General features: G+C 39.2%; 14 protein-coding genes and 1 tRNA gene. 9 read left to right on the top strand and 6 right to left on the bottom strand.

What is annotated here, in order from left to right; genetic code table 11:
* Window positions 1-78: 78 nt before the first annotated feature.
* Entirely contained in the window at window positions 79-1068 is a 990-nt protein-coding gene (locus FJR11_RS07650) for an N-acetylmuramoyl-L-alanine amidase (protein WP_168503102.1), read from the bottom strand.
* A gap of 163 nt (window positions 1069-1231) precedes the next feature.
* Between FJR11_RS07650 and bchH the strand changes: the two genes are divergently transcribed.
* On the top strand, window positions 1232-4945 hold the full coding sequence (gene bchH, locus FJR11_RS07645) for a magnesium chelatase subunit H (RefSeq protein WP_168503101.1): 3714 nt from the start codon (window positions 1232-1234) through the stop codon (window positions 4943-4945).
* A gap of 50 nt (window positions 4946-4995) precedes the next feature.
* Here the strand turns inward: bchH and FJR11_RS07640 are convergent, their stop codons facing one another.
* From FJR11_RS07640 to FJR11_RS07630, 3 genes are all read right to left on the bottom strand, one after another.
* Window positions 4996-5406 (bottom strand): type II toxin-antitoxin system death-on-curing family toxin, encoded by a 411-nt coding sequence (locus FJR11_RS07640; protein WP_254444712.1) that lies wholly within the window; start codon window positions 5404-5406, stop codon window positions 4996-4998.
* Window positions 5384-6037, bottom strand: coding sequence for a hypothetical protein (locus tag FJR11_RS07635; protein ID WP_168503100.1), 654 nt, complete (start codon window positions 6035-6037; stop codon window positions 5384-5386). The genes FJR11_RS07640 and FJR11_RS07635 overlap by 23 nt, the downstream gene beginning before the upstream one ends.
* A 61-nt stretch (window positions 6038-6098) precedes the next feature.
* Window positions 6099-6185: transfer RNA gene (locus FJR11_RS07630), tRNA-Ser, on the bottom strand.
* A 183-nt stretch (window positions 6186-6368) separates the two neighbouring features.
* On the opposite strand from FJR11_RS07630, the gene FJR11_RS07625 reads away from it, so the two are divergent.
* From FJR11_RS07625 to FJR11_RS07600, 6 genes are all read left to right on the top strand, one after another.
* Window positions 6369-6737 (top strand): 2Fe-2S iron-sulfur cluster-binding protein, encoded by a 369-nt coding sequence (locus FJR11_RS07625; RefSeq protein WP_168503099.1) that lies wholly within the window; start codon window positions 6369-6371, stop codon window positions 6735-6737.
* Between the two features lie 22 nt (window positions 6738-6759).
* Entirely contained in the window at window positions 6760-7332 is a 573-nt protein-coding gene (locus FJR11_RS07620; RefSeq protein WP_168503134.1) for a thermonuclease family protein, read from the top strand.
* A gap of 35 nt (window positions 7333-7367) precedes the next feature.
* Window positions 7368-8171: an inositol monophosphatase family protein gene (locus FJR11_RS07615; protein WP_168503098.1), complete on the top strand. Its 804-nt coding sequence runs from the start codon at window positions 7368-7370 to the stop codon at window positions 8169-8171.
* 138 nt (window positions 8172-8309) lie between these two features.
* Complete coding sequence (locus FJR11_RS07610; RefSeq protein WP_168503097.1) at window positions 8310-8543, top strand: hypothetical protein; 234 nt, start codon at window positions 8310-8312, stop codon at window positions 8541-8543.
* Complete coding sequence (locus FJR11_RS23525; RefSeq protein ID WP_174762961.1) at window positions 8540-9313, top strand: hypothetical protein; 774 nt, start codon at window positions 8540-8542, stop codon at window positions 9311-9313. Before FJR11_RS07610 ends, FJR11_RS23525 begins: the two co-directional genes overlap by 4 nt.
* The gene (locus FJR11_RS07600) at window positions 9310-9579 is read left to right on the top strand and encodes a hypothetical protein (protein WP_168503096.1); all 270 of its coding nucleotides are present in this window, start codon (window positions 9310-9312) and stop codon (window positions 9577-9579) included. Before FJR11_RS23525 ends, FJR11_RS07600 begins: the two co-directional genes overlap by 4 nt.
* A 93-nt stretch (window positions 9580-9672) precedes the next feature.
* Here the strand turns inward: FJR11_RS07600 and FJR11_RS07595 are convergent, their stop codons facing one another.
* Window positions 9673-10089, bottom strand: a complete 417-nt coding sequence (locus tag FJR11_RS07595; RefSeq protein WP_168503095.1) for a hypothetical protein — start codon at window positions 10087-10089, stop codon at window positions 9673-9675.
* A gap of 56 nt (window positions 10090-10145) precedes the next feature.
* Window positions 10146-10694: a bifunctional adenosylcobinamide kinase/adenosylcobinamide-phosphate guanylyltransferase gene (cobU, locus tag FJR11_RS07590; RefSeq protein WP_168503132.1), complete on the bottom strand. Its 549-nt coding sequence runs from the start codon at window positions 10692-10694 to the stop codon at window positions 10146-10148.
* Between the two features lie 153 nt (window positions 10695-10847).
* Between cobU and FJR11_RS07585 the strand changes: the two genes are divergently transcribed.
* Complete coding sequence (locus FJR11_RS07585; protein WP_168503094.1) at window positions 10848-11648, top strand: hypothetical protein; 801 nt, start codon at window positions 10848-10850, stop codon at window positions 11646-11648.
* Between the two features lie 64 nt (window positions 11649-11712).
* On the top strand, window positions 11713-12645 hold the full coding sequence (locus FJR11_RS07580; RefSeq protein ID WP_168503093.1) for a glycosyltransferase family 2 protein: 933 nt from the start codon (window positions 11713-11715) through the stop codon (window positions 12643-12645).
* Window position 12646: the final 1 nt, after the last annotated feature.

Below are 12646 nucleotides of genomic sequence, written 5' to 3'. Positions count from 1 at the left end.
ATAGCTACGTTATGCTATCAGACATTAATTCAGATCCCCGACTTCTCAAAGAAGTCGGGGATCTATAAAAAATCGATCCTAACCTATCAATTTCTGCCAACTCATTGCCCCAACAATACCATCAGCAGTTAACCCATTTTGCTGTTGGAATTTCTTGATTGCTGCTTCTGTGTTTGGACCATAAATACCATCAGAATCAGCACCTACACGAAATTGTAAATATCTGATAATCACACCACTAGCATGAGTTCCTTGCACAACTCGTTTCGCTAATATTTGATTGAGGGCATCCCAGGTGGTATTACCTGCTATTCCTGTTGGTAAAACTCCCACAATTCTTTGGAATTTTTCCGTTGCCGAAGATGTAGCTGGTCCCATGCCATTATCTTCTACTAGAGGCTTATTATTTTTATCGGTAATTTTCAGGCGATTTAAAGCCTGTTGTAGTCTAAGAATGCTCTTATCTTTATTCTGTTCCTCATCTATAACCGTATTCACAGAAGCATTAGGAACAGGAGTTACAGGCACATTAGGAGTAGGATTTACAGGAGTAGTTGCGATTTTACCTGTTAACCCGGCAACTATAGCATTAGCCATGGCTTCACCATCATATATCTGCATATCTTTGGCAGAATCAATGAAGCAACCTTCTACAAGAATTCCTGGCATATTTGTTCTTCTGAGAACATACAAGTGTGAACCACTTTTAACACCACGATTGAAAAAGCCTAATTTGACAATTTCATCCAATACTTTTTGGGCAACTTTTTTGCCAGCATCGCTAATAGCAAATACTTCTGTCCCATTAGCTTTTCCATTAAAAGCATTGAAATGAATAGATACAAAAATATCTACTCGGTTACTATTGGCTTTATTACAGCGGCTACCTAAAGATTGATTTACTGTACTGGCACTATTTGGTTTACAAGCAATTACTGTATGTCCTAAATTTTCTAATTTGGCTATAACCTTATTTCCCACTTCCATTGTTAACTTATCTTCCAATTTAATGCCGCTTGCACCACTATCAGGAGGGCAGTTATGACCAATATCAATGCCGAATTTCATTTGTATCTCCTTGATTGACTTTTTCAGTATTTCCAGAGTCTGCTACTTGTTAATATATTTCCCAAAAGCATAGATATTATTTTAATCTCTAGGTAGATATTCCCCCATTAATCCCCAAAAATGTTTAAGATCAAGGTAAAGAAATATTTCGTAGCAAAAGCGCATGAAACGCATTGTCTTGATTGCTGGGTTTGAATCGTTTAATGCGGACTTATACCGGAAAGCGGCTAGTTTGGCTAATTCTCGGTGTCCAGAGTTGGATATTCGCGTATTTAGCGATCGCAATATTACCACCAATAGCACGGAAGTAGAAACAGCGCTCAAAGGCGCAGACGTATTCTTTGGCAGTTTACTCTTTGATTATGACCAAGTTGTATGGTTGCGGGAGCGTGTCGCTAACATCCCCATTCGTCTCATTTTCGAGTCAGCGCTGGAATTAATGAGTTTAACCAAAATCGGTGCATTTGCCATTGGTGACAAACCCGCTGGAATGCCTAAACCCATTAAATTCATCCTTGATAAATTCAGCAACGGTAAAGAAGAAGACAAACTTGCTGGTTATATCAGTTTCCTAAAAATCGGTCCCAAGTTATTAAAATTCATCCCAGTGCAAAAAGTCCAAGACTTACGCAACTGGTTAATTATCTATGGTTACTGGAACGCCGGCGGTTCAGAAAACGTCGCTGCCCTATTTTGGACAATTGCGGAAAAATACTTAGATTTAAAAGTTGGAGATATACCTCCACCTATCGAAACCCCGGACATGGGGTTATTACATCCTGACTATCAAGGTTTTTTTACATCACCCCGTGAGTATTTACAGTGGTATCTTGTGGGGCGGGTGTCTCACCTGCCAGATAATAAGGGCGGGCAAGATGCCCACCCCACAAAGCCAGTCATAGGTATCCTAATTTACCGAAAGCACGTTATCACCAAATTGCCCTATATTCCCCAACTAATCCGCTATTTTGAACAAGCGGGGTTAATTCCCTTACCCATCTTTATCAACGGTGTAGAAGGACACGTAGCCGTCAGAGATTGGATGACAAGCGACTACGAAACCCAACAACGTCACATAAATAATATTGAAACCCCTTCCCTTTCCGCAGAATCGGTAAAAATTGATGCCATAGTTTCTACCATCGGTTTTCCCCTCGTTGGTGGTCCCGCTGGTTCAATGGAAGCCGGAAGACAGGTGGAAGTGGCTAAACGTATTCTCACAGCCAAAAATGTCCCTTATATCGTCGCTGCACCGTTATTAATTCAAGATATTTACTCTTGGACACGCCAAGGCGTAGGCGGCTTACAAAGTGTTGTATTGTATGCTTTGCCAGAATTAGATGGTGCAATTGATACAATTCCTCTGGGTGGTTTAGTAGGTGAACAAATTTATTTAGTTCCTGAACGAATGCAGCGATTAACTAATAGAGTTAAAAGCTGGGTTTCCCTCCGCCAAAAACCTATTTCCCAACGGAAAATTGCCATTATTTTATATGGTTTTCCCCCTGGTTATGGTGCAGTCGGAACTGCTGCCTTATTAAACGTTCCTCGCAGTTTAATTAAATTACTTCATGCACTGAAAGCACAGGGTTATACAGTTGGTGAAATTCCCGAAGATGGAGAAGAATTAATTCGCCAAATTAAAGAAGCCGATGAAATTAATCCCCTAGTAGAAAATAACAAAAAAGATATTACAACTGTCAATGCTAAAACCTTAGAAAAATGGTTAGGCTATCTTTTCACATCTCGCATTGAAAAACAATGGAAATACCTCACTGGTAGTGGGATTAAAACCTATGGTGATGAATTTAATATTGGTGGTGTGCAATTAGGAAATGTGTGGATAGGTGTCCAGCCACCGTTGGGAATTCAAGGTGATCCCATGCGGTTAATGTTTGAACGAGATTTAACACCCCATCCCCAATATGCAGCTTATTATAAATGGTTACAAAATGATTTTCAATCTGATGCAATTGTTCATTTTGGAATGCACGGAACTGTTGAATGGTTGCCCGGTTCACCATTAGGAAATACTGGCTATTCTTGGTCTGATATTTTGTTAGGAAATCTCCCAAATTTATATATCTATGCCGCAAATAATCCTTCAGAATCAATTTTAGCCAAACGTCGCGGTTATGGTGTGCTAATTTCTCACAATGTCCCTCCCTATGGACGCGCTGGTTTATATAAGGAGTTGGTAAATATCCGCGATTTAATTGCTGAGTATCGGGAAGATCCAGAAAAAAATTATCTGTTAAAGGAAGGGATTTGTAAGAAGATTGTTGATACTGGTTTGGAGGTAGATTGTCCTTTTGATGATGCGAAAAGGTTGGGTATTCCCTTTACACCGGAAAATGTGAGGATGTTTAGTAATCATGCTTTTGATCATTATTTGGTGAAGTTGTATGAATATCTCCAAGTTCTCGAAAATCGTCTTTTTTCTTCTGGGTTACATACTTTAGGTGAAGCACCGAATCAGGAGGAGTTAACTGGTTATTTAAATGCTTATTTTGGGGAAGAGAATGAACCACGAAGAAGCGAAGAACACGAAGAAGGAAGAGAAGAAGAAAGAAAGGAAATTACAAGGTTATTAAATCAGTCAACTGATGAGTTAACTAATCTTTTAAGGGGTTTAAATGGTGAATTTATTCCTCCTGCACCTGGTGGGGATTTGTTGCGTGATGGTGCTGGTGTGTTACCTACGGGTAGGAATATTCATGCTTTAGATCCTTATCGGATGCCTTCTCCTGCTGCTTTTGAAAGGGGTAAGGAAATTGCTAAGAAAATTATTTCTCAGTCTTTGGATGAAAATAAGAAGTATCCTGAAACTGTGGCGGTTTTGTTATGGGGTTTGGATGCTATTAAAACTAAGGGTGAATCTTTGGGGATTCTCTTGGAATTGGTGGGTGCTGAACCTGTGAAGGAGGGAACTGGACGCATAGTTAGATATGATTTAAAACCTTTATCTGATGTTGGACATCCGCGGATTGATGTGTTAGCAAATCTATCGGGTATTTTCCGGGATAGTTTTGTAAATATCATTGAATTATTGGATGATTTATTTCAACGGGCTGCGGAAATTGATGAACCGGAGGAAATGAATTTTATCAGAAAACACGCTTTGATTTTAAAAGCTAAAGGTGTGGAAAATTCTTCCGCAAGATTGTTTTCTAATCCTGCTGGTGATTTTGGTTCTTTGGTTAATGATAGAGTTGTTGATGGTAATTGGGAATCTGGGGAAGAGTTGGGAAATACTTGGGAAAGTCGCAATGTCTTTAGTTATGGTAGAAATGATAAAGGACAAGCTAGACCAGAAGTATTGCAGACTTTATTGAAAACTAGCGATCGCATTGTTCAAGAAATAGATTCGGTAGAATATGGTTTGACTGATATTCAGGAATATTATGCCAATACCGGAGGTTTGAAAAAAGCCGCAGAAAAACAAAGCGGGAAAAAAGTTACAGCTAGTTTTGTGGAGAGTTTTTCAAAGGACACTACACCCCGCAATTTAGATGATTTGTTGCGAATGGAATACCGAACCAAGTTATTAAATCCTAAATGGGCTGACGCAATGGCTAATCAAGGTTCTGGTGGTGCTTTTGAAATTTCTCAACGCATGACGGCTTTAATTGGTTGGGGTGGTACTGCTGATTTTCAAGATGATTGGGTATATGATCAAGCTGCGGAAACCTATGCTTTAGATCCAGAAATGGCGGAAAAATTACGCAAAGCCAATCCTGAAGCATTTAAAAATATTGTCGGGAGAATGTTGGAAGCATCGGGACGCGGTTTATGGCAAGCTGATGGAGATAAGTTGGATAAGTTGCGGAAATTGTATGATTTAACTGATGAACAATTGGAAGGAGTCACAGTTTAATTGTAGGGTGCGTTAGCCGCAGCGTAACGCACCACATCTCAACTCATATTTTAAAATAGTTCTATAATAGAATCTCTCAATATCTCAATTAACTCTTCTTTACTCACTTTATTATCAGCAACCTGCATTGTTAATTGATATGCTTCTTCTGGTGTCATGTTCAGTTCATAATCATTTAAGTTCAAAAATGTCACCATAACATCAAAAGCAGTGCGTTTATTTCCATCTATAAAAGCATGATTATTAGTAATGTGAAATAAATATGCTGCTGCTTGTTCAACAATAGTAGGATGTAAAAACTCTCCTCCAAAACTTGCTTGAGGTTGGTAAATTGCAGAATCTAATAAACCTTCATCGCGGATACCATATGATCCACCATATAGATTAATTTGCTTATTATGTATACTTAATACATCTTCTTTTGCAATAAATTGAGGACTATGCAAGTTTTCTATACACATAATCCCATTTTTCTGTAGATGCTAAAGAAATCAACATAGCTTGTGATTCCTGGGGTGTGATATCTCCTAAGTTAAAAGTATTAATCTCTTCTTCCGTAAATAGATTTGTCTTTAAACAAGCTTTGATAAGTGATTGTAGTAAGTGCTTTAAAGATTCCCTAAGAATGGATAATTTATAAAAATTTTTATCTGCAATATGTACAATTTCTATTTTAGATTGATTAAATAGTTCTTTAGATTGATTAAATAGTTCCACAAAACTTATAGTCATTTTTTTTAAAACTTCTTGGTTGTTTGTGATTAAGTATAAATGAAAACCTATAAATTCTATATCTATAATTTCTTTCATTATAAAATAATGTTTTACATATAGTAACAAAGGTAATTCACCCTTGGTTGATTTTTCACAAATTACCTGATATAGCTTTCCTATCTTAATCAACTTTTCAAGTAACTTTCCCAATTCCTCTTTAAGGTGAATAAGAGATATTTCCCGAATATGAGCAAATTCAATCATCTCCGCCATTTTTTCATCTTGCGGGTTAGCATTATTTAAACATCTTTCCAGGACTTCTATCCTTTCCTGAATGCTGTCAATCATCTCTTGTGGGAATGTAAAGCTGTATACCATATTTTACGTACCTGTTTGATGATATTATGCGCTTCCCTACAACTTTATTATCACTTAGTAATGGAGAGAGAGGGATTCGAACCCTCGTATACATTTCTGCATAACAGACTTTCCAGGTCTGCGCCTTCAACCACTCGGCCATCTCTCCAGGTGTCTCGCTTTGTTATATTACAATAGGATTGAAAAAAAAGCAACCATTTTAGAAAAGATATTTTTTATGGCTAAGGCCACGCTGTGCTATCACCACTCCCTGACCTGAAAGTGCAGAGTTTCCAACCAATCTTCTTATAATTAAGTGTGAAACTCCAAATCCGCAAATCTAAAAATCAAGATGGTTCAAACCCACACAATTAAAGTTTACAATCGTCAAACTGGGACATCACATACTCTCAAAGTTCCTGAAGACCGTTATATCCTCCACACGGCTGAACACAACGGGACAGAACTCCCCTTTTCTTGTCGGAATGGGGCTTGTACAACCTGCGCTGTCAGAGTTTTATCTGGAGAAATTCACCAACCGGAAGCCATTGGCCTGTCTCCCGATTTACGCCGCCAAGGTTACGCTTTATTATGTGTAAGTTATGCCCGTTCTGATTTGGAAGTGGAAACACAAGACGAAGATGAAGTTTATGAACTTCAGTTTGGGCGATTTTTTGGTAAGGGCAAAGTTAAAGCGGGTTTACCCTTAGATGACGACTAAGAATTTTCGTGTGTTTAGGTTAATGAATTTGATAGCGAGAACGGCTACTATAGTAGTCCGTTTTCGCATTTTTGTACCGAAAATAATTATATTAGCTAGTTTGTTACTGTTGGTGAGTTGTCAAAGCCAAAACAATTCCTCAGCCATTCCCGCTAATGTAAAGGTAGCACGGGTTGTGAGTGGACAAAGCTTGGAAGTATTAGGAATGGAAGCACAACCAAATTTAATTTCTTCATTGCGGTTAATTGGTTTAGATGCACCAGACCTGCGCCAATTTCCTTGGGGTGAGGATGCTAAACGATTACTAGAAACTTTAATTGGTGGTGCAAATCAAGCTGTTAATCTGGAATTTGACTTAGAAGCTAAGGATAAATTTAACCGAACCTTAGCCTATGTATGGAAAGATAAACTGTTGTTAAATGAAGAAATACTCAAACAAGGATATGCTTTATTTGTAGCGCGATCGCCTAATCACAAATACGACCAACGCCTAGAACGCGCCCAACAATGGGCGAGAATCATGGGAAAAGGCATCTGGAACACCGATAAACCTATGCGGATGACTCCTGGAGAATTTCGCCGGATCTCTCGTTAAATCCACTGACAACTGACCACTGACAACTAACAAATATGCAAATTTTTCTAGATATTGCTACAGAAGCAGCTTTAGCCGCAGGTGTAGTTTTACAAGATTATTTAGGTAAATTAGAAGACGCAATCACCGAAAAAGGCCGTCCTGGTGATTTAGTTACCGCTGCGGATAAAGCTTCTGAACAGGTAATTTTAGAAGTATTGCGTCGCCATTTTCCCCAGCATTCTATCCTCGCTGAAGAGTCGGGAAAACTGGGAAATCAAGATAATGAGTTTCTCTGGGCTATTGACCCTCTCGATGGTACAACTAATTACGCCCATCAATATCCCTGTTTTGCCGTTTCCATTGGGTTGATGATTCAAGGTGTACCCAAGGTGGGGGTAATTTATGACCCTTTTCGGGATGAATTATTTCGGGCTGCTGCTGGTTTAGGTGCAACTCGTAACCGTCGCCCTATTCAGGTTTCCCAAACAGCGGAATTAGGTAAAAGTCTGTTAGTCAGTGGATTTGCTTATGACCGCCGGGAAACTCCTGATAACAATTATGCAGAGTTTTGTCATCTTACCCATCTTACCCAAGGTGTGAGACGTGACGGTGCAGCAGCTTTGGATTTAGCCTATGTAGCCTGTGGTCGAGTTGATGGTTATTGGGAAAGGGGAATTGCGCCTTGGGATGTTGTGGCTGGGATAATATTGGTTCAGGAAGCGGGAGGAAATGTCACCGCTTATGATGGGACTCCGATGAAAATTGAGTCGGGAAGAATTTTAGCTACTAACGGTCATATTCACGATAGTCTCAGTCAAGAATTGATGAAAGTTCCCCGTTTATCTAGTTGGACGTAATTTTTTGATAATGATTGTGGGTTAGGAACTTGCGTTTTTTCATGAGTCGGTTTTAACCGACTTTAGCTATTAGTCAGGGAATTTATTCCCTGGCTGTCTCATATCTATTACAATAGATAATGATTAACAGTAAAAACTATGACTCAATTACTTGAAGAAGCCATTAAACAAATAAAGCAACTTCCTGAAACTGAACAAGATATAATTGCTAGACTCATCCTCAAAGCATTAGAAAGTAATTTAGCTGATAAAAATTTATCTATTATTGATGAAAGTGATACTTGGACAGAACAAGACCAACTTGAAATCACATCTTTCTCCTTACAATATGCTGCTTCGATATCTACAAAAAGTGAGGAAATAACAAAGTGATATTTAATCCTGGTGATTTTGAAGACGAATATGCTCAAAGCTTAGACAATTTAGCAATATCATTGCAGCATTCATACGAGCATATCAAGGAAATCGATAAATTAACCGGTAAATTTGATTATTCAAGTACAATAGCTAACCGTCTACGTGCGTTTTATTGTTACCAACTAAAACTTAAAGAATTTTTGGGTAAACAAGTAGCTCAAGCAGGTTCAGACTTTTTTGTAGAGACAATTATCTTTTTTCTGAAGTTGTTTAATGATTTAGAACATCTTGATTTGGAAATAGCTTCAGAACGTCCAATTCAAAGGAAACGTAACGCCATACGTCCTGATATTAGCATCTGGCGTGGTAACGAATTATTAGCTGTTATTGAATGCAAAACGCAATTGGGATGGCTTCGGGAAAACTGGCCTGTTCATTTTCAAGAGCGGGAACAAAAATTAAGAGAAGTTTTTCCCAATGTAGAGATTTTTTTGGTAGTTATGACTAGTTGTAATTGGAGTGGTTTTGGTAATGATCCAAGAGTTGGGAAAAGACTATTTTGTTTACTTAATAATGTTTGGCCTACAGATTGTGTAAACTTGCATACTCCTATTGAGCTACTTTTTAATCAGGTAAAAGAGATCACCTGTAGAGAATTAGAAGAAGAAGTTATTTGGGATAAAGCATTTGCTAAATCCCATGATGTACTTGCTCAACTTGCAGCAGCAGCATTAGCAGAAGATGACGCAGGTAAAACTCTAGAGTTAGATCCAGAAATCCTGTGAAATCTAAAACAACCATTGAGTTTCGCAACTTATACGCTGATCTTCCCCAACAGGTTCAGCAACAAGCACGCGCAGCTTATAAACAATTTCAACAAGATCCTTGGCATCCTAGCCTACGTTTTAAGTCAGTGCATCCCACATTATCTATTTATTCTGCTCGTGTTAGCAAAAATTATCGTGCTGTAGGTGTCCGAAACGAAGACGGTATTATTTGGTTTTGGATTGGTACTCATGCAGATTATGACAAGCTATTATCTCAGTTATAGTTCTTACTAAAACCCTTATTCTCTTCTTTGCTCCTTTGCGTCTACTCTACGAGATCCCTAAGAGGGATTGCGCGAAATAAAAATATTTTCTACCTAAAGATTTTCCACCAAACGCCCGCAAATATCACTCAACGTCTCTTGAGTACACACAGGACTGCGCGGCGCTGGTAATTCCGTATTAGGCCAGCCGGGTAAATTATTACAAGGACACAATAACGCTGGCATTCCTATATTTTTTAAGGGTACAGGCATAGCACAACGACCACAAGGGAGCATTTCCCATGTAGGTGTGAGGAGTTCACCAATAGTCTCCTGTGTTCCATCTAGATAACAGTCACCTGTTTTTGGATCAAGAATTTGTAGCCAGCACTCTTCAAACTCTTGGCTATAGCGATCGCCTTGGATTATACTTTCAGGTAAAAAGCTTACCTTACCGTTTATAGCTATAACCCTCTTACCTAACTGAAACCAGTAGGCAAGATAATTTTTTACTTCATTTTTGGTTGCCATGAACCTATTTTAGATGATAATTCAGTAATTTTATGGATTAAATATTTAAATTTGCATTAAGATTTAGGTGATGGTAACGGTACACCTAATAAACTCAAATTGAGAACATGACCACCTGTGACCAAATAAACAGGTTCACAAATAGTCCCTAACTGCCGAACTAAAGCACCCAGGCGATCGCGGAATTTGCGCCCCATAGGATAAGCTGGAACTACACCCCAACCTGTTTCTTCCCCCACAAATATCACATCAGCCGCAACTAACGGCAGAATTTCCAGAAACTCCCTCACAGTATTTTCCCAAACTAAATCTTCATCTTCGAGAAAATTAGCCACCCAAGTTCCCAAAGAATCAACCAACAGGCAAGTATTGGGCTGGGACTGAGCCAAAGTAGCAGTCAGTTCCACAGGTACAGAAAGAGTTATCCAATCTTGAGGACGACGTTGTTGATGTTTTTGAATGCGTTCTTGCCATTCTTGATCATCGGGATTTTGTGTAGCCGTGGCAATGTAAACTACAGTTTTGCCGGAATTTATCGCCAAATCCTCCGCCCATTCACTTTTACCAGAACGGGCTGCACCAGTCACCAAAATTACTTTACTCATCATTTGATCATATAATGTTTGAGCAGGAAGAATACACGACTTAAATAAAGTATCCCCACAGGGAAGCAAACTACATTTGCCAGTCTGAGAAAAAATTCATTCTGCACTCCTGAATTCTTTCTTCATAAAGACCATAAATTTTAGGATATTTTTATGAAACCAGGGTTAAAACGGATAGAGGCAACGCTACATGATTTAAAAATTCGTAATGATGATGTCACCACAGAAATAGGTGATGAAACCAAACGTTCCTTTTCCTTTCGCATTAGTATCCGTCCCCAGGAATCTACAGAAAATTCCCCACCTACAGCCCAAACCGATCATAATAACTTAGAAGCAGATACAGTTAGTGATGGAAATCCAGAAGCTAATTTATTTCCTCACCATGATTCTGTTCAAGCATTTCCAGCCCAAGAAAGTGGAGAAAAAACCCCAACTCTCCCTAAGTTTAAAACCCCGTCCTTTAGCAATCATCGTCACGGAGCTAACCCAGCCTTGGCCATGAATATGCTCCAAGAAATTCAAGAAAAAGTTGCTAGTTGGCAAATAGAACTGCAAGAAATTGTCCAGCACATTCAAGATATTTACTTAGAAGGTCCAATTATTAATGGCTGGTTAGAATCCAATGCCCAAGAACCAGAAACAGTGGGAACAGCCACACTGCGTCATGCTGAAGTAGATCGCCTCATGGATTATGTCGAAGAAATTTGTGCTACTGGTGGCAAAGAATCTTATAAACCACTACACACTGATTACCGACTATGTGGAGTAGATACAGCCGGTCAGGTATGGTCTCGCCCTTGTCCAGTCGAGCAAGTTCCTAGTGTGAGTATAGCGATCGCTCGTCACCAAAGATTACGGCAACTCCTAATTCGTAAGCAAGACTTAGAAAATCGGTTGAGTCAATTGGCAGAAACTTTAGTAATGTTACATAGTCATATTCAACAAAGTTGAAAAAATACTCCCCGATTGAGATATTTTCTAGTAAAATTACCAGTAACCAAATTCAATCAATACCATGTCAGATATCCAAATCTCTGCCATCATCTGTACTCACAACCGAGATACCTACTTAGGGGCGGCGATTGATAGTCTATTAGCACAGGACTTTGCTGGTAACTTTGAAGTTTTGGTCGTGGATAATGGATCTAGCGATCACACCCGTGAAGTAGTAGAACAGAGAGCTACAGATTCCCGTCTTAAATATATCTTTGAACCCACCCTGGGCTTATCCGTAGCCCGTAACACCGGGGCTAAAGCAGCTAACGCCGAAATTCTGGCTTATTTAGATGATGATGCCGTAGCTAGTCCTAGTTGGTTAAAATTGCTGTTATCTGCATACCTAAGTAATCCCCAATTAGCGATCGCAGGCGGTAAAATTACCTTACTCTGGCCACCAGGTATTGCACCACCAAAGTGGATATCCACAGAACTAGCAGGTAATTTAGGAGCTTATGACCTAGGAGATCAATTAGTCTATATAGACAAACCAGGACTAACCCCTAGAGGATTAAATTACTCCATCCGTAGCAGTTTTCTCAGAGAAGTCGGTGGTTTTGATCTCCAACTAGGACGAGTAGGCAAAAATCTTCTCTCCAACGAAGAACTGCAAATGACCGAGTTTGCCCTCCAGCGTCATTGGCAAGTAGCTTATATTCCCGAAGCCCTAGTTGCCCACAATGTCGCCCCAGAAAGAATCAAACCCTCTTGGTTTTTAAACCGAGGTTGGTGGCAAGGGATTAGTGAATGCTATCGAGAACAACAGGCTGGTAAAGCTGGTATTTCTCAACTATCACGGGGTAGCGAACGACTCTTGCGTGGAGCATATAAAGCATTACAGTATATATTAGATCCAGCGGAGTGCTTTGATAAACTAGTTTATGCCTATTGTCAAATTGGTTATTTAAGCGCTGCTATTCAAGGACTACTATCTAAATCCCATCAGAAATAAA

Source organism: Anabaena sp. UHCC 0187, assembly GCF_009712035.1.
Taxonomy (GTDB): domain Bacteria; phylum Cyanobacteriota; class Cyanobacteriia; order Cyanobacteriales; family Nostocaceae; genus Dolichospermum.
The sequence above is the reverse complement of the archived record's forward strand: the minus strand, read 5'-3'. Positions and strand labels throughout refer to the sequence as shown.